Annotated in this window: 17 protein-coding genes; 6 read left to right on the top strand and 11 right to left on the bottom strand. The window is 56.4% G+C overall.

The window, feature by feature from the left end:
* The first annotated feature begins 9 nt into the window (after window positions 1–9).
* Window positions 10–1,689 (top strand): choline dehydrogenase, encoded by a 1,680-nt coding sequence (gene betA / locus SB719_RS05015; protein ID WP_065647431.1) that lies wholly within the window; start codon window positions 10–12, stop codon window positions 1,687–1,689.
* A gap of 147 nt (window positions 1,690–1,836) precedes the next feature.
* Here the strand turns inward: betA and SB719_RS05010 are convergent, their stop codons facing one another.
* On the bottom strand, window positions 1,837–2,763 hold the full coding sequence (locus SB719_RS05010) for a LysR family transcriptional regulator (RefSeq protein WP_065647432.1): 927 nt from the start codon (window positions 2,761–2,763) through the stop codon (window positions 1,837–1,839).
* Window positions 2,764–2,861: 98 nt separating this feature from the next.
* Between SB719_RS05010 and SB719_RS05005 the strand changes: the two genes are divergently transcribed.
* Window positions 2,862–4,193: an aspartate aminotransferase family protein gene (locus tag SB719_RS05005; protein WP_304231638.1), complete on the top strand. Its 1,332-nt coding sequence runs from the start codon at window positions 2,862–2,864 to the stop codon at window positions 4,191–4,193.
* 4 nt (window positions 4,194–4,197) lie between these two features.
* On the opposite strand, the gene SB719_RS05000 is transcribed toward SB719_RS05005, so the two are convergent.
* The 8 genes from SB719_RS05000 to SB719_RS04965 form a co-directional block, all read right to left on the bottom strand.
* Window positions 4,198–5,064, bottom strand: a complete 867-nt coding sequence (locus tag SB719_RS05000; protein WP_412159029.1) for a DMT family transporter — start codon at window positions 5,062–5,064, stop codon at window positions 4,198–4,200.
* 32 nt (window positions 5,065–5,096) lie between these two features.
* Window positions 5,097–5,735: a leucine efflux protein LeuE gene (leuE, locus tag SB719_RS04995; RefSeq protein WP_065647653.1), complete on the bottom strand. Its 639-nt coding sequence runs from the start codon at window positions 5,733–5,735 to the stop codon at window positions 5,097–5,099.
* Between the two features lie 233 nt (window positions 5,736–5,968).
* Window positions 5,969–7,366: a purine-cytosine permease family protein gene (locus SB719_RS04990; RefSeq protein ID WP_292968659.1), complete on the bottom strand. Its 1,398-nt coding sequence runs from the start codon at window positions 7,364–7,366 to the stop codon at window positions 5,969–5,971.
* A 183-nt stretch (window positions 7,367–7,549) separates the two neighbouring features.
* Window positions 7,550–9,016 carry an aldehyde dehydrogenase gene (locus SB719_RS04985; RefSeq protein WP_412158976.1) on the bottom strand — a complete coding sequence of 489 codons (1,467 nt, stop codon included), beginning with the start codon at window positions 9,014–9,016 and terminating at the stop codon, window positions 7,550–7,552.
* A gap of 12 nt (window positions 9,017–9,028) precedes the next feature.
* The gene (locus SB719_RS04980) at window positions 9,029–10,066 is read right to left on the bottom strand and encodes an LLM class flavin-dependent oxidoreductase (RefSeq protein ID WP_065647436.1); all 1,038 of its coding nucleotides are present in this window, start codon (window positions 10,064–10,066) and stop codon (window positions 9,029–9,031) included.
* Entirely contained in the window at window positions 10,063–11,004 is a 942-nt protein-coding gene (locus SB719_RS04975; protein WP_065647437.1) for a flavin reductase family protein, read from the bottom strand. The genes SB719_RS04980 and SB719_RS04975 overlap by 4 nt, the downstream gene beginning before the upstream one ends.
* Window positions 11,005–11,007: 3 nt before the next feature.
* Window positions 11,008–11,835, bottom strand: coding sequence for an alpha/beta fold hydrolase (locus tag SB719_RS04970; RefSeq protein ID WP_304231645.1), 828 nt, complete (start codon window positions 11,833–11,835; stop codon window positions 11,008–11,010).
* Window positions 11,807–12,409 (bottom strand): amino acid synthesis family protein, encoded by a 603-nt coding sequence (locus SB719_RS04965; RefSeq protein WP_065647439.1) that lies wholly within the window; start codon window positions 12,407–12,409, stop codon window positions 11,807–11,809. The genes SB719_RS04970 and SB719_RS04965 overlap by 29 nt, the downstream gene beginning before the upstream one ends.
* A 595-nt stretch (window positions 12,410–13,004) precedes the next feature.
* Here SB719_RS04965 and SB719_RS04960 point away from each other — a divergent pair.
* Together SB719_RS04960 and SB719_RS04955 are read left to right on the top strand one after the other, a co-directional pair.
* On the top strand, window positions 13,005–13,619 hold the full coding sequence (locus tag SB719_RS04960) for a GntR family transcriptional regulator (protein ID WP_412158975.1): 615 nt from the start codon (window positions 13,005–13,007) through the stop codon (window positions 13,617–13,619).
* A gap of 2 nt (window positions 13,620–13,621) precedes the next feature.
* Window positions 13,622–13,909, top strand: coding sequence for a DUF1330 domain-containing protein (locus SB719_RS04955; protein WP_292968654.1), 288 nt, complete (start codon window positions 13,622–13,624; stop codon window positions 13,907–13,909).
* Between the two features lie 186 nt (window positions 13,910–14,095).
* On the opposite strand, the gene SB719_RS04950 is transcribed toward SB719_RS04955, so the two are convergent.
* On the bottom strand, window positions 14,096–15,292 hold the full coding sequence (locus tag SB719_RS04950) for an FAD-dependent oxidoreductase (protein ID WP_412158974.1): 1,197 nt from the start codon (window positions 15,290–15,292) through the stop codon (window positions 14,096–14,098).
* 217 nt (window positions 15,293–15,509) lie between these two features.
* On the opposite strand from SB719_RS04950, the gene SB719_RS04945 reads away from it, so the two are divergent.
* On the top strand, window positions 15,510–17,837 hold the full coding sequence (locus tag SB719_RS04945; RefSeq protein ID WP_412158973.1) for an FdhF/YdeP family oxidoreductase: 2,328 nt from the start codon (window positions 15,510–15,512) through the stop codon (window positions 17,835–17,837).
* Window positions 17,838–17,883: 46 nt separating this feature from the next.
* Here the strand turns inward: SB719_RS04945 and SB719_RS04940 are convergent, their stop codons facing one another.
* The gene (locus SB719_RS04940) at window positions 17,884–18,729 is read right to left on the bottom strand and encodes a substrate-binding domain-containing protein (protein ID WP_412158972.1); all 846 of its coding nucleotides are present in this window, start codon (window positions 18,727–18,729) and stop codon (window positions 17,884–17,886) included.
* Window positions 18,730–18,969: 240 nt separating this feature from the next.
* On the opposite strand from SB719_RS04940, the gene SB719_RS04935 reads away from it, so the two are divergent.
* The gene (locus SB719_RS04935) at window positions 18,970–19,659 is read left to right on the top strand and encodes a hypothetical protein (RefSeq protein ID WP_412158971.1); all 690 of its coding nucleotides are present in this window, start codon (window positions 18,970–18,972) and stop codon (window positions 19,657–19,659) included.
* Window positions 19,660–19,725 lie beyond the last annotated feature (66 nt).

Below are 19,725 nucleotides of genomic sequence, written 5' to 3'. Positions count from 1 at the left end.
GAGCGACTAATGGAATTTGATTACGTCATTATCGGAGCCGGATCCGCAGGAAACGTACTGGCTACCCGTCTGACCGAAGACAGCAATGTCAATGTACTGCTGCTGGAAGCGGGCGGTCCCGATTACCGCTTTGACTTCCGTACCCAGATGCCCGCGGCCCTGGCTTACCCGCTGCAGGGCAAGCGCTACAACTGGGCATATGAGACCGAGCCGGAACCCTATATGAATAACCGCCGCATGGAGTGCGGGCGCGGTAAAGGACTGGGCGGCTCTTCGCTGATCAACGGCATGTGCTATATCCGCGGCAACGCGATGGATCTCGACAACTGGGCCAAAGCGCCCGGTCTGGAGCAGTGGAGCTATCTTGACTGCCTGCCCTACTATCGCAAGTCAGAAACGCGCGATATTGGCGCAAATGACTATCACGGCGGCGAAGGTCCGGTCAGCATCACTACCTGTAAGCCGGACAACAACGTCCTGTTTGCGGCGATGATTGAAGCAGGCGTACAGGCGGGTTATCCGCGTACCGACGATCTGAACGGTTATCAGCAGGAAGGCTTTGGCCCGATGGACCGCTTTGTTACGCCAAAGGGCCGTCGTTCCAGCACGGCGCGCGGCTACCTTGATACTGCGAAAAAGCGTCCGAACCTGAAGATCATTACCCATGCGACCACCGATCGCATTCTGTTTGACGGCACGCGCGCGACCGGCGTCGAGTACCTTGAAGGCGGCAGCAATGCGCCGAAAACGGTCTATGCACGGCGTGAGGTACTGCTGTGCGCTGGCGCCATCGCCTCGCCGCAGATCCTCCAGCGTTCAGGTGTGGGTCCGGCAGAGCTGCTGCAGCAGTTTGATATTCCGGTCGTGCACGACCTGCCTGGCGTGGGTGAGAATCTGCAGGATCACCTGGAAATGTATCTGCAGTATGAGTGCAAAGAGCCGGTTTCGCTCTACCCGGCGCTGAAGTGGTGGAACCAGCCGAAAATTGGCGCCGAATGGCTGTTTAACGGTACCGGCGTGGGAGCCAGCAACCAGTTTGAAGGCGGCGGCTTTATTCGCAGCCGGGAAGAGTTTGACTGGCCTAACATTCAGTATCACTTCCTGCCGGTTGCCATTAACTACAACGGCTCTAACGCGGTTGAAGCGCACGGATTCCAGTGCCATGTTGGCTCTATGCGCTCGCCAAGCCGGGGTCACGTGCGGATTAAATCACGCGATCCACGCCGTCATCCGGCCATTCTGTTCAATTACATGTCACATGAACAGGACTGGCAGGAGTTTCGCGATGCGATCCGCATTACGCGTCAAATCATTAACCAGCCGGCGCTGGATAACTATCGCGGTCGCGAAATCAGTCCGGGTATCGACTGCCAGACCGATGAGCAGCTGGATGAGTTTGTGCGTAACCACGGTGAAACGGCTTACCACCCTTGCGGCACCTGTAAAATGGGCAGCGATGAGATGGCCGTGGTCGATGGTGAGGGCCGCGTGCATGGCCTGCAGGGTCTGCGCGTGGTCGATGCTTCTATCATGCCGCTGATCATCACCGGGAACCTGAATGCGACAACCATTATGATTGGCGAGAAGATTGCAGATAACATTCGCGGTCGCGATCCGCTGCCACGCAGCACCGCCGACTACTATGTTGCCGGCGAGCGCCCGGTGCGCGGTGAGCCTGTGCGGGCATAATCTCCTGTCTTTCTGCAGGGCAGCGTAAAGCTGCCCTGCCTCATGTGCTCCTCACACCGTTGTAAAACAAGCCTGATATGACTGCCTGATTGAACGGCCTGCACTATAGCTTAACAAGGTAGTTGATCAACTAAGAGTATGTTGTAATTATAGAGGCGCATCAGCCTCACTCTCTGCGCCCGTTGCCGTCAGAAAACGCTGCAGGATGGCGTTATTACGCTGCCCCTGTCGGGTCACAATCGCGATTTCGCTGCTGAAGCACAGCCGGGCAGGCGCAATCGCACGCATCTGCTCCAGCTCACACCAGCGTGCTGCATAGTGATCGGGCAGAAAGCCGATATAGCGTCCGGTCAGGATCAGAAAAGCAATCCCTTCCCGGTCAGAGGCCGTGGCCGTGCAGTTAAGTGACTGATGCAGCGCAGCGGCTTCCGCACTCAGACGGTAACCCGGTGCTATCGCCTCATGGCGAGCCAGCACCGACAGATCCGTTTCATGCGCCTGGCTGAAAAGCGGATGCGTGCTGCTGCAGTAAAGGCAGGAGATCTCTTCATAGAGCGGGGTATAAGCCAGGCCCGACACCGGCGCGGTATAGGGTAGCGCGCCCACGTGCAGGCGACCGTCGAGCAGGCCCTGTTCAATATCAGCGGCCGTGAGCATACTGATATTAATGCGGACGTCGGCCCCCTGTTCGCGTAATGCTTCCAGCGCCTGAGTAATCTGCATTCGCGGCTGCGTCACCAGATTATTGATAATGCCGATGTTCAGCTCGCCGCGCAGCTGCTTATGCATCTGGTTGATCTGCTGGCGGAAGTCCTCGACGGCTACCATCAGGCTGGCGCTGAGACGCAGGATTTCACGGCCCTCATCCGTCAGGGCAAATCCCGCCCTTCCGCGCTGACAGAGCCGCATCCCGAGACGCTTTTCCAGATCGCTCATATGCAGGCTGATTGCCGAGCGGGTAATGCCCAGCCTGCTTTCGGCGGCCGTAAAGCTGCCGCATTCGCTGACGGTTTTAAACAGCCGCAGCAGGCGCAGATCGAAATCAGTAACCTGCGCCAGCGTTTTAGGTTTCATTCAGGTGAGTTTTCCGCTGACTAAACTTAAGTTAATTAGCATTTAACTTAACCGATGCCTGATTGCAAACTCTGGCTATACACTCTGGAGAAACTGCTATGTCTGAACGTATTGATACCGCATCCCTGAACCTGCAGTCGCACTGGATGCCCTCCAGCGCCAACCGTAATTTCCAGCGCGACCCGCGCTTTATCGTGGCCGCGGAAGGGCGCTGGCTGACCGATGATAAAGGGCGGCGCATTTATGACAGTTTGTCAGGGCTGTGGACCTGCGGCGCAGGCCATACGCGCAGTGAGATCCAGCAGGCGGTCAGCCGGCAGCTCGGGGTACTGGATTACTCCCCCGGTTTTCAGTATGGCCATCCGCTCTCATTTCAGCTGGCAGAACGTATTGCGCAGCACATGCCGGGCGATCTCAATCATATCTTTTTTACCGGTTCCGGATCTGAAGCCGCAGACACCGCGGTTAAAATGGCGCGCGGCTACTGGCGGGCCAAAGGTCAGCCGGCCAAAACGAAACTGATTGGCCGCGCCCGCGGTTATCACGGGGTGAATATTGCCGGTACCAGCCTCGGCGGCATTGGCGGTAACCGCAAAATGTTTGGGCAGTTTATGGATGTGGATCACCTGCCGCATACGCTGCAAAGCGATCTCGCCTTTACGCCGGGCCAGGCTGAAACCGGCGGCGAGGCGCTGGCGAATGAGATGCTGAAGCTGATTGAGCTGCACGATGCGTCAAACATCGCCGCGCTGATTGTTGAGCCGCTTTCCGGCTCCGCCGGCGCCATTATTCCGCCGCGGGGCTATCTGCAGCGCCTGCGTGAGATCTGTACGCAGCACAATATCCTGCTGATTTTTGATGAAGTGATCACCGGCTTTGGCCGCATGGGACGCTGGACCGGCGCAGAGTATTTTGGTGTGACGCCGGATCTGCTCAACTTTGCCAAGCAGATCACCAACGGGGCCATTCCGCTGGGAGGCGTGGCGGCCAGCAGCGAGATCTACCACACCTATATGTCACAGCCGCTGCCAGAGCATGCGGTGGAGTTTGCACACGGCTATACCTACTCGGCGCATCCGGTCGCCTGCGCAGCGGCCATCGCGACGCTGGACCTGCTGGAAAAGGAGTCGCTGATCGCGCAGTCGGCTGAGCTGGCTCCGCTATTTGAACAGCAGCTGCACGCGCTGCGCGGCTGTCCGCACGTGGCAGACATTCGCAACTGCGGGCTGGTTGGCGCGATTCAGCTGGCCCCCCGCGAGGGCGATGCCACACTGCGGCCTTTTGAGGCGGGTATGCTGTTATGGAAGGCGGGATTCTATGTCCGCTTTGGCGGCGATACGCTGCAGTTTGGTCCGATGTTTGCTGCTCAGCCTGACGAACTCGACAGGCTGTTTAATGCGGTAAGTGATGCACTGCATCGTGTGGCTTAAGCGGTTACGTCAGCGCTTTCGCCTGCCGCAGCCGGTAATAGAGCAGCGACAGTAATATCAGCAGGCAGCCGAGCATCTGCCGTGCTGACATCGCCTCGCCATACCAGAGCGCCGCCGCCAGTACCGTCAGCAGCGGCTCTAAAATCATGATCAGTGCGGCATTCGCGGCGCTGGTCATGCTCTGTCCTTTCAGCTGCAGCCAGAAGCGCAGGCTGGTTGCCAGCAGCGCGCTGGCCGCCAGCCAGCTCCATGATGCCAGCGTAACCTCCTGCGGCCAGCTTTCAGTGAACAGCGACAGTACGCCTGCCACTGCGCCCGTGCAGGCGAGCTGTACCGTAGCCAGCGGACAGACGGGAACCGTAGCGGCAAAGCGGGTAGTGAAACAGAAGTAGACCGCCTGAATCAGCGCGGCGCCCAGAAACAGCAGCTGACTCAGTTCAAAATGCAGATCCTGCCTGAGCGTCAGCAGAGCCAGTCCCGCTATGCCCGCCGGCAGAGAGAGCCAGAACGCGCGTGCCGGGCGACTGCGCAGTATGAGCCAGGCGAAAAGCGGCACAAACAGCATGGAGAGGCTCATGATAAACGCCCCCTCACCCAGCGAACGCGTGGTGGCAACGGCATAGATCCACAGCAGCATATAAGCAGACTGCAGCAGACCACTCATCAGAACCGGCCTGATATTCCGCAGCGTATGGTGCAGTTCGGCGGCGCGGCAGAGCAGCAGCAGTATCGCGCTGGCAGAGAGAAAGCGCAGCGCGACAAATGCCAGTGCGGGAATACCGGCTATCGCCTCACGCGAGCAAATCCAGCCAAACGCCGCAATGAGCGTAGTACTCACCAGCAGGGCATCAGCCTGACGTTGTTTGGTTATCATTTATCTCTCCGCAGCGTGCGTGGTCACTATCAGCTCTGGGCGCTTACCAGCCGGACGGCAAAACCAAAGAACAGCATACCGGTCAGCATGTTGGCAAATTTAACCAGCCGCGTGCGGCTGCGCAAAAAGCGGACCATTACCGCGCCCGCCACCAGCAGCACGGAATAGTAGCTGAAGCTGATCAGCTGGATCAGCGCACCCAGCGTGGCGAATGCCGGTGCGGTATGCGTGACTTTCGGGTCGATAAACTGAATAAAGAAAGAGACGTAAAACAGGATAGCTTTAGGGTTAGTCACCCCCAGCAGTACCGCACGCAGAAAGTAGTTTTCCGCTTTGACCGGTTCAGCAGGCTGCGTGTCCGCGCGCTGGCGCAGCGCGCCCATAATAATTTTGATACCCAGATAGAGTAAAAACATCGCCCCCAGATAACGCACCATCATAAAAATATGCGGGCTGGTGCGTATCAGCGTGGCCACCCCCGCCCAGGCGAGAAAGATCAGGATCAGATCGCCTGCCATGACACCCGCAATCGCTTTAGAAGCCGCTTTGATGCCGCGCCCCATGCCGGTGCGTAAAACATACAGACTGTTCGGGCCAGGTAACAGAATAATCACCAGCGCACCTGCCAGAAATGTCCATAAATCAATAATGCCTAAATCTTGCAACATCAGTGCCATAGCTCCATTCGCCGCGCGTTATTTACACGACGTAATCATAGTATTTATACAGGGTTTACCAGACGACAACGCGCAGCTGCCGCGCGCTATGGTAGCAGGTATTCCATACAAATCGCACGCCTGCAGCGCGCTGTTTCACGGTTTGAAGAAGAGAGCAGACGTTAATAGCGGAAACGGAGGGTAACGTGTCGGGTAAACCGGCCGGGGCGTCCCTGCCCCGGTTTTTACACTTTGCTTTCAGGCAGTACGGTTAACCGCGGCTGATACTTTCGGTGAAACAGCGGATACGCAATGCTGGTGACAACCAGACTGATAATCCACGAGATATCCACACCGGGGATCAGTTTTGCATACGGACCGGAAAAAAACGCATTTTCAATAAAGGGGATCTGTACCAGAATGCCGGCAAAATAGACCAGCAGTGCCTGCAGATTAAGCCGCCCGTAGCGTCCTCCGTCGGCCTGAAATATAGCGTCCACATCGTAGTGCTGTTTGTTGACGTAGTAGAAATCGAGCAGGTTAATCACAATCCACGGGATCAGTACGGCAATCAGCGCCAGGATAAGGTTGATGAAAAAAGCCACAAAGTTCTGCGACGCCGCCAGGGCAATCAAAATGCTGCCTGTCAGCACCAGGGCCGACACCACCAGCCGTACTGCCGCCCCCGGCGTCCAGTGCGGACGAAAGGTTTGCACAGCCGTTATCAGCGATAGCACCGCACCATACAAATTCATCGAGTTATGGCAGATGATATTTACCAGAAACAGGATCATCAGCAGCGGTCCCAGCCAGCCGGTGGCGTGACGTACTGCTACCATGGCGTCATCCGCAGGAGCAATACTCACGGCCATCATGCCAAAGACAAATGCCAGAATCGTCCCGCCACAGGCGCCGAGATAAGTGGCCCAGAAAGGGCGGGCGATACCCACATCTGCAGGTAAATAGCGCGAATAATCTGAGGTGTACGGTGAAAAGCTGATTTGCCACACGGCCCCAATGCAAAAGGTGCCGAACCAGCCTGCTGCACTCATCGAGCCGCGCTGCCAGAAATCTGCCGGTAGCGGCTGCGATAACATCAGCGTCAGTCCAAGCAGCAGGGCTGCTCCCATAATCCATGCGCCAACTTTATTAATCCGGTGGATAAAGCGGTAGCCTATCACGCCGATCGCTGTTGCCAGCACGGCACCTAAAATCGTTGCGCTGGCTACCGGCAGTACCGGAATAACATTGTTAATTACCCGGCCAGAAAGCGAAATGTTGGAAATAAAAAAGCCAAGATAGATAACGGTAGTGAAGCTGATCACCAGCAGCGAGCCATAGCGCCCGAACTGCGCGCGACTCTGCACCATCTGCGGAATGCCGGTTTTAGGTCCCTGCGCTGAGGTCAGCGCAAGAAAAATGCCACCAAACAGATGACCGGCGACAATCGCAGAGAGCGCTGAAATCACATTGAGATGAAACGTTTCGGTTGCGATCGCCCCGCTGACCACTGCCAGCGGAGCAATATTGGTGCAGAACCAGAGCGTGAACAGGCTGTGCGGCTTGCCGTGTCGCTCAGACACCGGCACATAATCCACCGACTTGTTCTCGATAAACTGCCCCTGACGTGATGATTTTTCCACCTTACCCTCCGGTTGAGATGCAGAATTATTATGTGTTGCAGATACATCACTGGCGTTTAAATGCCATAGCCATCCCGACGATGTGCGTCTCGTCTTCTCTCAGGAGAAACTGCTGGCGGTAAGACGCCTGATACTTAACGATCCGGCGGGCAATGGTGTGGATGGCCAGCGCCGGAAGGGGAATTAACGCATGATAAAAGGATCGTCGATGGGTTCATCGCTGGTACGCAGCCAGACGGTTTTGGTTGTGGTGTACTCCAGCGCTGCGTCAACGCCGCCTTCGCGCCCAAAACCTGACTTGCCGTAGCCACCGAAGGGGGCCAGCGGTGAGACAACCCGATAGGTGTTCAGCCAGACCACGCCGCTGCGCAGCTGGCGTGTAATACGGTGTGCCCGCGTCAGATTTTGCGTAAAGACGCCTGCAGCAAGGCCATATTCAGTGCCGTTTGCCAGCCGCAGCGCCTCCGCCTCACCGCTAAAGGTCAGCACTGAGAGCACCGGACCAAACAGCTCCTGCACGACACTCTCTGCTTCCGGCACGCTGCTGCAATCAAGGATTGTAGGCGGATAATAAAAACCGGGCTGGCTGACCGGCTCATGCCCGATAATCAGCTGTGCGCCCTGCTCCAGCGAACGACTGACAACCTGCTCGATATTCTGTTTCTGACGCAGTGTGCAGAGCGGGCCAAACTGAGTATCGGTCTGCTGCGGGCAGCCAATGACAATGTCGCGCACTTTACTCACCAGCTTGTCAATAAACGCCTCTTTAATACTGGCCTCTACCAGAAGACGCGAGCCCGCGACGCAGCTCTGACCCGACGCTGAGAAGATCGCCGCCACCTGAGCGTTAGCCGCACTCTCCAGATCGGCATCGGCAAAAACGATGAACGGGGACTTGCCCCCCAGCTCCAGTGAGGTGCTGGCGAGATTCTCCGCGCTGCCGCGAATAATATGGCGCGCCGTTTCTGCTCCGCCGGTAAAGGCGATATGATCGATCAGCGGATGCGCAGTGAGCCGTGCCCCGCACTGCTCAGCAAATCCGGTGATAACGTTAATCACGCCGGGCGGAAAGCCCGCTTCATCAATCAGCTCTGCCAGCGCCAGAAGAGGAGCCGGTGCCACCTCTGCTGCCTTCACCACCAGCGTACAGCCAGCGGCAATCGCCGGGCCGATTTTAACCGCAGAGAGAAATAGCTGACTGTTCCAGGGAATGATTGCCGCGACCACACCCACCGGTTCGCGTCTGACCCACGTTTCCATATCGGGCTTGTCGATACTGAGCGTAGCCCCCTCCATTTTGTCAGCCAGCCCCGCGTAATAGCGGTAATACTCTGCGACGTAGGCAATCTGCGCCTGCGTTTCACGAATAATTTTGCCGGTATCCAGCGTTTCAATACGCGCCAGCCGCGCCGCATCCCGCTCAATCAGATCGGCCAGCCGCAGCAGCAGTTTACCGCGCGCGCTGGCGGTAAGAGCGCGCCACGCCTCTGACGTAAACGCGCGGGCAGCCGCCTCCACCGCGTGGTCAGTCTCCTGCTGCTCTGCGCCGGCGATCGTGGCCCAGGGTTCTGCTGTCGCCGGATTAAGGGATGTGAACGAGGCAGCGCCGGTTACAAACTGCCCGTCAATGTAGAGTTTAAACGCGTCCATCTCTCTCTCCGCTTAGTGGAATTCCGGAACGACCTGTTCAATAAAGCGCATCAGTGAGGCCTTTTTGCGTTCAAAGGTCATACCGCTGTCGAGCCACAGCGCATATTCGTCATAGCCCAGTGCTTCATAGTTTTTCAGCCGTGCGATCACTTCGTCCGCCGTACCGATAGCCAGGTTCTGGCGCATTTTTTCTGCGCTGTAATACGTGTTAGCGGCCATCTCTTCCTCACTCAGTGGGGCAATAAGCCCCTGCGTCACCGGTCGCTCGTTTTTAAACCAGGCGCCGAAATAGTGGTAGAAGCGGTTCAGCTCCTCTGCTGCCTGCTGTGCATCCGCCTCATCCGCCGCCACGAAACCGTGCTGCAGCAGCATAATTTTTAGCGGTTGCTCCGGAGCGTATTCCCGGCACGCCTCTTTAAACGTGGTGATCAGCCGGACAATCTCCTCGTCCCCCTGATGCAGCGGCGTGCACTGCACGTTACAACCCTGTTTAACGGCAAACTCATGGCTGTTGGGATCGCGGGCAGCAACCCAGATGGGAGGATGCGGCTGCTGTTTGGGTAACGGCGATGATGTGGTGGAAGGAAACTGCCAGAACTCGCCCTGATGAGTATAATCACCGCGCCAGAGCGCTTTTACTGCCGGGACCAGTTCCCGCATGCGCTGGCCGGCCCCCCAGGCATCAAGCCCTGGCAGCAGACGCTCATACTCATACGCATAGGCCCCGCGCGCAATACCCAGCTCCAGCCGTCCGTTAGTGATGATGTCGGTCATTGCCGCCTCACCGGCAAGGCGAATCGGATGGGTAAACGGCGCAATAATGGTGCCGGTGCCGAGGCGCACATGCTGTGTGCGGTGCGCAATATCCACCAGATTAATAAAAGGATTGGGGGCAATGGTAAAATTCATACCATGGTGTTCACCGGTCCAGATGGCGTGCAGACCACCGCGATCGGCGATTTCGCACAGCGTCATCATCTCTTCGTAGAGCTTATCCTGTGCATCATCAGCTGAGACGCGCTCCATATGCAGAAACAGAGAAAGCTTCATACCACCTCCTGATGGGCTGGCGTAACGAACTGGCGCACAGAGCCTTGCGCTTCATCACCGTAATAAAGGCCATAATTGCCCGCCGCGTATTCACGCATATAGCGCCCCAGCAGCGCCTGCAGCGCACTGTCTGCGACCGGCATGGTGGCCAGGTCCTGCAGATCCCGCCACTCTCCCTGATCCACAACGGGCAGCGTACTGCCCGTGGGCTGCGCACATAAGAAGACAATATGCTGCTGCTTTTTCTGCCTGTCTTCCCACATGGAATAGATAAAACCCGGACTGGCGGCAATCTGCAGCGTACTGAACACCTGCGTCAGCGTTTCATCAACACTGCGACCGCGCATGGTTTGTGCCGGCAGACTGTACCCTTCTGACTGCCGGACCAGCAGCACCTGACCAGCAGATTCGATAAGCGCACTCACCACGACATCCGGCCCGCTAATCAGCGACTCCGCCTGCTGGTAAGGTGTGAAATAGGCGCCGCGATAGTAGCCCAGACCCGCGGTGCCGCTGGAAGCGAATTGCAGCACATTACCGATCAGGATCGCGTGGTCGCCCGCGTCAATCACCTGATGCAGCGAACACTCAAACCAGGCCGAACTCTCATCAATCAGGGGTGTACCCTGCTCTCCGCGTCGCCAGCTGACGCGCGCAAAGCGATCGGCAATCTTCTGCGCAAACACGTTCGACGTCTCTTTCTGCTGTTCTGCCAGAATATTGACGGCAAAATGGCGGCACTGCGTAAAGTGCTCAAAGTTAGCCGACCGTTTGTCGATGCTCACCAGCAGCAGCGCCGGGTCCAGTGATACCGAGGAAAAAGAGTTAGCGGTAAAACCAATTGGCTCACCATTCGCATCGTGGGTCGTGACCACGGTTACGCCCGTCATAAAGGCACCAAAGGCGTCGCGCAATTGTCTGCGTTTATCTGCGTCCATAAGTTACTCCTGAATAGGCTCTTGTGACGTGACGTGGGCTGCAACCGGCTCGAGGAAAGAGAGCATCTCCCGTGTTACCCGTTCAGCATCGGTCAGATTCAACATGTGTCTGGCGTTATCGATAACGACCGCCTCACCGTAAAGCGCGGCGCTGGCCATCTGTCGGGTCATGTCCGGGCTGGAGTTGGCGTCCAGTTCCCCCGTCATTACCAGCACCGGACAGCGCATCTCTGCCCAGCGATCGGCATACAGCGAGTCGCCCTCAGCGAAAGCCTGATAGGCACGCGCATAGCCTGCCGGGCTGACCTGCTGCAGCCACTCACCGACTTTGTGTCGCAGCGGCTGCTCCTGAGGGGTAGCGCTGAACCAGCGCTCCAGTGGCGCATCCAGCTGTACGTTGCCGCTTGCCAGCTCGTGAGCGCGCTGCAGTACCGCCGCCCGGGCAGCAGCTGAGCGCCTGAATACGCCGCTCATCACGATTGCCCGGCTGACATAGTGCGGATAATCAATTGCCAGTCCGGCGGTAATCAGAGCGCCCATTGAGTGCCCGGCAACAGCGAAGCGTTGTTCTGGCTGGGTGGCGAGAAAGGCCGCCAGCCAGTCGACATAATCGGTCAGCGTCGCATGATGCCCGAAGCCTGTGCTCTCGCCATGTCCGGGCATATCCACTGCGATCACCCGGAAATGGCGGCTCAGTACCGCTATCTGGGGAAACCAGGCTTCAGCATTCATGCCCACACCGTGAATCAGTACCAGGGGGGTGCCTGTTCCCGCTTCGAGATAGCTGACCTGTGATAACGCCTCAGACAGCCGCTGGATTTTTCTGATCATGGCCAAGCTCTTTAAGATCAAGATAACGGTTACCGATACGGTGGTGCGGCCGTCCGCCCAGCGCAGCGCCCAGCGCAATCACGATCTCGTCACTGAATGGCGCATCGTTAATATTGAACTGCATGGTCAGGTAGTGTTCGCGCGAGCCCTCATCTTCTGTTCCCATCATCGGAACCAGAATCGGCGTGTTGGCCGGGCCGCGCGTATTATTGAATGCCAGATAGGTTTTGCCCTGCACTGCAGAACGGTAGTGATTACCAAAATGCAGCGTATGGATCAGCGCTGAGGCGTGCTCCAGCTCGCCGTTCAGTCCGGTAACGGCACATTTGCCATAGGCGACCACGCGATCGCCGCCTCCCGCCTCTTTAACGATGAGTCCGGTCAGCAATTCGCCCAATACCGGCGCCATCTCACGGATTTCCGGTGCCAGATCTTCAACAAAACCTCTGCCAGCCCACGGATTTTTGACCACGGCTGCAGCGGCAATCATCACCAGCGGCGTGCCTGCCGCTTTGCCGCCGTCGGTATACAGCGTTTCAGTTGTGACGATGGTTTTACGAATGTCCGGATGCATGTAATCCCCTTTCAAGTTAACGGTTTGTTAATTACTACTGGTGAAAGGGGTATAACATCGGCGCTTTTGGGATGTCAAAAGTTGGTATACCATCATACAGTCATACATTAATTAGCTGCTTTTTCCGCTTCAGCGTGCGCCAGCTGCGGTTCCGGCCATCTTTTGACTCTCTGTTCAGGTGCATCGCGTCGGATAACAATACTGCTGCCGGAGTGTGACTGGCCTCAAATAACTGATGCAGGCCTGTACGACAGGATAAATTTATGTTGCTGATAAGTAGGGGGTTTCAGGAAAAGGCGTGATGAGAACCGAAAAGCGTCAGCGATCGGTGATAAAAATGTGAGCAATGACAAATTACTGGCGCGACCGCATCAGGATAAACCGCAGCACCGTTTATCACTTTGTTGCTTCAGGCCCTGTTGCCCGTACTACCTGCAACGTTGCGTTCATTGCCATAACAGTGCTAATAGTAAAAAAGAGCGCGCGCAGGGCTGCGCGCAACGATTCTTAACGCAGGACAATAGGGAAGATCATGATTGCGATTCACTCCTTAAGGATTGAAAACACGCCGGTGACTCTCAGGGAACTGGCGCTGGTGAAAGTAAGACAGGCAATCATCTCGGGCTATTTTAAAGCGGGCGATCGTCTGGTTGAACGCTCACTGTGTGATGAGCTGGGTGTCAGTCGTACCGTGGTGCGGGAAGTGATCCGTTATCTGGAAGCGGAAGGCCTGATTGAAAATCTGCCCAAAAAAGGGCCTATCGTGGCGCGGCTCACCTGGGAGGTTGCGCAGCAGATCTACAGCATACGGCAGCTGCTTGAATCTGCAGCCGCAGAGGATTGCGCCCGTACAGCCACAGCGGAAGACAAGCAGGCGCTGCACACGCGGCTGATGCGGATTGCCAGCGCTTCTGAACATCATGACGATATTGAACGGGTTGAAGCGTCGCAGGCGTTTTACGAAACGCTGTTTTCGATTGCAGAGCATCATATCGCCTGGGAAATTGTGCAGCGGCTCAATAGCCGCATCAGCCGTCTGCGCGCCCTGACGCTGCGTAGTCCTGAGCGTCAGGTAGCCGGATTTGAACGTATGTCGCGTATTTACGCTGCGGTTGAAGCCAGCAATCCGCAGCAGGCCAGAGAAGCGGTGATTCAGCATCTGACGGAAGCGGCGCAGCTGGCGAAAACAATTCTGACGACGGAGGAGTAGCGATGACTGCTTACTGGATAGCTCACGTTACGGTGCATGATGCTGAGCGCTATCAGCGTTACCGGGATCTCGCACCGGCAGCTTTTGATAAATATCAGGCGACCTTTCTTGCACGCAGTGAGCACGCGCTGACGCTGGAAGGTAAAACCTATGCCCGCCATGTATTAATCGCGTTTCCCGATTATCAGACGGCCGTTGAGTGTTACCATTCGCCAGAATATCAGCAGGCGCGGGCAGCGCGGGCTGACATTGCTGAAGCGATGATCGTTATTACTCAGGGCGCAGACTAAACCAGGAACGCTACCGTAATCTTTAAATTATTTATCTGTTCAGCAAAATTAACTCATCGAACAAAATTCGTACGCCTGCGTAATCGTTGCTACTATAGTGACGCTAAACAGCAATGCGTTGCTGACGAGAAAGTTTACCGGTTATCGTTCGCCTGCCCGCCTCGCGGGCTTTTTTTTGCCTGCCGTTCAGCCTTTATCTGCCAGGCGCGGACGTTCCGGGCGAAATCCCAGTCCGATAAGGCGTCCAAACAGATGCCGCAGAAACGGGTAGCGGCTGATGAACTGTGGCACTTTGGATGGCGCGCTGCGCGTGCGTTTTTTACTGCTCATCTTGATCTGCAGAAACTGCGTGGCGACCGTGGGAAACTGACGCCGCCGCTGGACTTTCTGCAGCGTTTTAAGGTTTACCTCACCTTTCAGCAGCGCGGGCGTCAGCAGATTAGCGGTGGCCACTGCATCCTGAATCGCCAGATTGACCCCTACGCCCCCGATAGGCGACATTGCATGCGCTGCATCACCGATACAGAGGACGCCTGGCCGGCACCAGCTATCGAGACGATCGATTCGAATCGACAGCAGGTGAAACATCTCCCAGCCGGTCAGCGCCTGCATACGCGCTTCACTGAACGGTGCAACCTCAGCAAGCTGTGTAATAAACGCTGCGATATCGGTCTCTTTCAGTCGCTCAAACTCGCCTTTTTCGATGGTATAGCCACACTGCCAGTAGTCACCGCGATCGATCACGATAAAATTCTGTTTCGGCCCTTTATGACCCATTCCGAGCGCCGGATCGTCGGGCTGTTTAGCGAGTGAAAACCACAGCACATCACGCGGCGCGCCAAAATTCTGGCTGGTTAATCCCGCTTTAGCACGAACCTGCGAATGACGGCCATCTGCCCCGACCACAAGCGGCGCACGAATAGTGTGACCCTGTAACGTCGTCAGGCCAGTAATCCGATCTCCCTCTCTGATGAAGTCAGCAAAGCCGGTATCGTGCAGCAGGGTAAAATTATCAAAGGCACGGGCTTTACGGGCCAGAAAATCGAGAAAATCCCACTGCGGCATAAAAGCGATAAAACGGCAGCGCACCGGCAGGCGGGAAAAGTCCGCCATAGTGATCTCTTCGCCGCCAACTTCCGCCTGCAGTTTCTCAGCGCGCTGATGCGGCAGCGTTAACAGCTCATCCAGTAATCCAAGCTGGTACATGATCTCCAGCGTGGAAGGATGGATCGTGTCGCCACGAAAATCACGCAGAAAATCCGCATGTTTTTCAATAACAATAACGTTTACGCCGGCGCGCGCCAGCAGGTATCCCAGCATCAATCCTGCCGGGCCACCGCCTGCAATACAGCAGTCAGCATAGAGAGATTTATCGTTTTGCATTCTGTCAGTTCCGCATCAATTCACTGAGAATAATTATCATTTATATAGCATATTATTACCGCAGGACGATAATCAGAGGTGCTTTAACACGTTTTTAGCAATCGCAGCGCTGCAATATTCTGTAAACATTAAAATAGCGTGTTTCATATAGTTTCCTTGCGGACGCCGCAGCTTATTCCAGGCTTAAGAGATAATTTTTTACACGAGATAAGCAGCCATGAAAGAGCAGAACCGGGATGTCGGCATTAAACCTTATGGAGGCTCAGCGGGCGGCTGGGGAGCACTGAAAGCGGTAGCAGATGCGATCCGGCATCAGATGGCGGTAAAACAGGATGTTATCGCCTTATTCAAGGTCAACCAGCCTGAAGGGTTTGATTGTCCGGGCTGCGCCTGGCCCGATCCACGTCACGCCTCCTCATTTGAATTTTGTGAGAACGGTGCCAAAGCTGTTTCCTGGGAAGCGACCAGTAAACGCACTACGCCTGCCTTTTTCGCCGCGCATACCGTCAGCGAGCTCTGGGAGCGCAGCGCTTTTGAACTGGAAGGTGAAGGACGCCTGACCCATCCCATGAAATATGATGCAGCCAGCGACACTTATCAGCCTATTGAATGGGACACGGCGCTGCAGGAGATTGGCGCGCTGCTGCGCGGTTATGACGATCCTGATAGCGTTGAATTTTACACCTCCGGCCGCGCTTCAAATGAAGCGGCCTTTCTCTGGCAGCTGTTTGCCCGTGAATATGGCACAAACAACTTTCCCGACTGCTCAAATATGTGCCACGAACCCACCAGCGTAGGCCTGCCAGAGTCGATTGGCGTTGGCAAAGGTACAGTAGAGCTGGAGGATTTTGAACACGCCGATCTGGTGCTCTGCATTGGACACAACCCTGGCACCAACCATCCGCGTATGCTGGGAACACTGCGGGAAGTGTCAAAACGCGGCGCGAAGATTGTTGCCATCAATCCATTGCGCGAGCGCGGGCTGGAACGCTTTACCTCACCGCAAAGTCCGATTGAAATGCTCTCAATGGGGTCCACGCAGCTGGCTTCAACCTACTACAAGGTGCGCGTTGGCGGTGATGCAGCCATGCTTAAAGGCGTGATGAAAACGCTGCTGGCTATGCACGATAAGGCGCTGGCGGCCGGCGAACCGCCGGTTCTGGATGAAACCTTTATCAGTGAACATACTGAAGGTTTTGCGGCGCTGAAAGCCGATCTGGACGACACCAGCTGGGATCATATTCTGAAAGTTTCTGGGATGGATATCGCTGAGATCCAGAACATTGCCCACCTCTACGCCGCCGCAGAAAACACCATTATCTGCTACGGGATGGGTATTACGCAGCATCAGTACGGCACGCAGAATGTGCAGCAGATTGCGAATCTGCTGCTGCTGCGCGGCAATATCGGCCGCCGCGGCGCGGGCATTTGTCCGCTGCGCGGGCACTCAAATGTTCAGGGCGATCGCACGGTTGGCATCACAGAGATCCCCTCACAGACCCTGCTGGACAGTCTGCAGAAGGTCTTTGGCTTCACGCCCCCGCAGCAGCACGGGCACGGTGCGGTGGCGGCGATTCAGGCGATTCGCGACGGGCGCTCAAAAGCGCTGCTGTGCCTGGGCGGTAACCTCGCCGAAGCCATCTCCGATCCGCAAATCACCTTTGAGGCGATGCGCAAGCTCGATCTGGTGGTTCATATGGCGACGAAGCTCAACCGCTCTCACCTGCTGATGGCTAAGCACAGCTACCTGCTGCCGGTGCTGGGACGTACGGAAAGGGATCGCCAGGCTTCGGGCGATCAGAGCGTGACCGTGGAAGATTCTATGTCAATGGTTCACGCCTCGCGCGGCACGCTGGAGCCTGCATCCCCGCATCTTAAATCGGAACCGGCGCTGGTTGCCGGACTGGCCAAAGCGACGCTGCCGGCCTCCCGCGTAAACTGGGACAAAATGGTCAGCGACTACAGCAACATTCGTGATGCCATTGAAGCCGTGTTTCCCGCTTTTGAAAACTTTAATCAGCGCGTTATGCAGCCGGGTGGTTTCCGTCTGCATAATGCGGCGTCTGAACGTGTCTGGCTGACGCCGTCGAAACGCGCGCAGTTTAAAGTGATGCAGGGGATCAATGAGGATCCGCGCTCGCTGAAGTGTCACGATCTGGTGCTGACTACGCTGCGCAGTCATGATCAATACAACACCACGCTATACGGGCTAAACGATCGGTATCGGGGCATTACCGGGCGGCGCGATGTGCTGTTTATTTCCGCTGATGAAGCGGAGAGCCGGCAGCTGCGCTCCGGGGATACGGTCGATATGACCGCGCTCGATCCGCAGGGTAACCGCACCCATCGCCGTATGAAGAACCTGACAATCGTGATTTATGACATGGCCCCCGGATCGGTAGCCGCTTACTATCCGGAAGCGAATATTATGGTGCCACTCGACAGCCACGATACGCAAAGCGGTATTCCCGCCTATAAAAGTATCCCGGTGGTGATTGAGCCTTCCGTTGCCACACAGGCTGACAGCAGCGGCGTGCTGCGTTAAGGCTATGGCCCCGGATACGCACTATCACGCTATCCGGGGCCGCAACTCAGTGGCGTATAGCACAGCCGCATTGCGACATTTCGCCGGGAATATATTTCCCCTGATGGGAGTGCCGCACTTCCAGTTCACCCTGCTGCCAGCCACTGTTGTTGTCAGCGCCCTGCTCCAGTAACCGGTTTAACGTTTCTGTCACCCGCAAATCACTGCGCGGGACCCAGCGGGTAAGATGCCAGGTGGACATCGCCGCTTCAGCCACGTTACCGTATCCCGTTACCGCAACGTGTGCGCCCTGACCAAAATCACGCACAGCCTGCAGCGCGCCAAACGCCAGCTCATCGTTGCTGCACACCAGCGCGTTGATACGTTCGGCGGCACGGGTTTTCTTCAGATACGCCATCATCGATTGATACGCCTCTTCGCGCCGCTCACGGCCGGCTGTCAGCAAAAGCTGCACCTCTTTTTCCTGCGTCTGCAGGCCGGCATTGACGCCTGCCAGCTGACGAGCTATCTCCGGCGTTTCACCGGCATGCATAAAGCCCGTCCGCTGATGCCCCTGAGAAAGCAGTAGCAGCGCGAGCGCTTCGCCTGCGCTGTAGCGATCGCTGGCCAGCGTCTGTGCATCCGCATGAAGCTGCGCAACCGCAGGCAATATCTCTGCTGCCAGGCTCTGTTCATCGTCACAGACAGAAGAGAGAAACAGCAGATGCGTGACCGGCAACGCCGCGGCATTCTGCAGCGCCTGCTGCAGTTCACTGCGTGATTGCACATGAATCAGGATGCTGACCAGGCCACGTTTGGTGAGCTGAGCGCTGAATGCGCTGAGCTGACAGGCGGTTGCCGCATTTTCAGGTGTGCGGCAAACCAGCGCAACCAGTGAAGAAGAAACTGACATCGAAGAGGCTCCTGCCAGTCCTGACTGGCGTGATGAAGGTAATAGTCTCTATTCCACGTTACCCGAATAATTCATTATCGCCAATGACCGGCTGTACGCCCTGATGGATACTCATGCGCCGGACGAAGGTTCAGCCACCGTACAGGATAACGTGAGCCGCTGATGAACGATGTCCTTAAAATCAATTTGCGCCGGCAAATGGTACACTGTTGCCACTTATATTCTGTTTGCGGGATGTTTATGCACGTGACTATTGATCAGGCCGATCGGCCTTTTATCCACCGGCTGCTGGGCAGCGAGCCTGAAAGCATCGCAGCCAGCTCCGCTGACGCGCAGCGACTGCAGCAGGCTCTGGTTATTGCTCGTCAGCAGAAAAACCATGAAGCCGATCTCGACTGGAAACGTAACGCGCTCTACCTGGTGCTGTTTCTGTTTTTGTATGGCGTCCTCGGCGCATCGTTAACGCTTGATCTCACCGGTCTGGCGCAGGATTCGGTGCATAAAAGTATCGCTTATGCCCTGCAGGCGGTGCCGGTGCTGATCGCTTTCTCGGGCCTGTTTATCTCGCTGCTGTTTCTGTTTGTGACGCGCGGCAGCGCGCGTCGTCTGCGCAGCTGGGACCAGGGCATCTGGATACTTGAGAAATACACAGGCTGTAACCTCAGTATGCAAATCAACGAAATGGGCGCGCGCGCGACAAATTATTCACAATCCGCTATCAGCGTGGCGCTGGCGCTGTTTATCTGTGTGACCTGGGTGGTGATGTATAACTTCTTTACCTTTACCACCAGTGGCGTCATTGGCAGCGTGATTTCTCTGTTTATCACCACCATGACTTACGTCATGCTCGATATTCAGCTGCTGAAGTCAGGCAAGTCGATCGCCATTGATGAACCTTTAATTCCGTCGGACGACGAGAAAACGTCATAAGCCGGGCAGGTCAGATGCGCGGGTAAGGTGCACCCGCCCGCGCACGCCATACGTCCCGTCAATCCT

The sequence above is a fragment of the Pantoea sp. SIMBA_079 genome (genome assembly GCF_046940275.1).
Classification (GTDB): domain Bacteria; phylum Pseudomonadota; class Gammaproteobacteria; order Enterobacterales; family Enterobacteriaceae; genus Pantoea; species Pantoea borealis.
Note: the sequence above shows the minus strand (reverse complement) of the source record. Positions and strands in the feature narration are given on the sequence as shown.

Coding starts and splice junctions, on each gene's coding strand:
- SB719_RS04980 (WP_065647436.1), bottom strand. CDS start 10,066: ATGAAGCTTTCTCTGTTTCTGCATATGGAGCGCGTCTCAGCTGATGAT.
- SB719_RS05005 (WP_304231638.1), top strand. CDS start 2,862: ATGTCTGAACGTATTGATACCGCATCCCTGAACCTGCAGTCGCACTGG.
- SB719_RS04940 (WP_412158972.1), bottom strand. CDS start 18,729: ATGTCAGTTTCTTCTTCACTGGTTGCGCTGGTTTGCCGCACACCTGAA.
- SB719_RS05010 (WP_065647432.1), bottom strand. CDS start 2,763: ATGAAACCTAAAACGCTGGCGCAGGTTACTGATTTCGATCTGCGCCTG.
- SB719_RS04985 (WP_412158976.1), bottom strand. CDS start 9,016: ATGGACGCGTTTAAACTCTACATTGACGGGCAGTTTGTAACCGGCGCT.
- SB719_RS04970 (WP_304231645.1), bottom strand. CDS start 11,835: ATGATCAGAAAAATCCAGCGGCTGTCTGAGGCGTTATCACAGGTCAGC.
- betA (WP_065647431.1), top strand. CDS start 10: ATGGAATTTGATTACGTCATTATCGGAGCCGGATCCGCAGGAAACGTA.
- SB719_RS04955 (WP_292968654.1), top strand. CDS start 13,622: ATGACTGCTTACTGGATAGCTCACGTTACGGTGCATGATGCTGAGCGC.
- SB719_RS04950 (WP_412158974.1), bottom strand. CDS start 15,292: ATGCAAAACGATAAATCTCTCTATGCTGACTGCTGTATTGCAGGCGGT.
- SB719_RS04965 (WP_065647439.1), bottom strand. CDS start 12,409: ATGCATCCGGACATTCGTAAAACCATCGTCACAACTGAAACGCTGTAT.
- SB719_RS04935 (WP_412158971.1), top strand. CDS start 18,970: ATGCACGTGACTATTGATCAGGCCGATCGGCCTTTTATCCACCGGCTG.
- SB719_RS04975 (WP_065647437.1), bottom strand. CDS start 11,004: ATGGACGCAGATAAACGCAGACAATTGCGCGACGCCTTTGGTGCCTTT.
- leuE (WP_065647653.1), bottom strand. CDS start 5,735: ATGTTGCAAGATTTAGGCATTATTGATTTATGGACATTTCTGGCAGGT.
- SB719_RS04945 (WP_412158973.1), top strand. CDS start 15,510: ATGAAAGAGCAGAACCGGGATGTCGGCATTAAACCTTATGGAGGCTCA.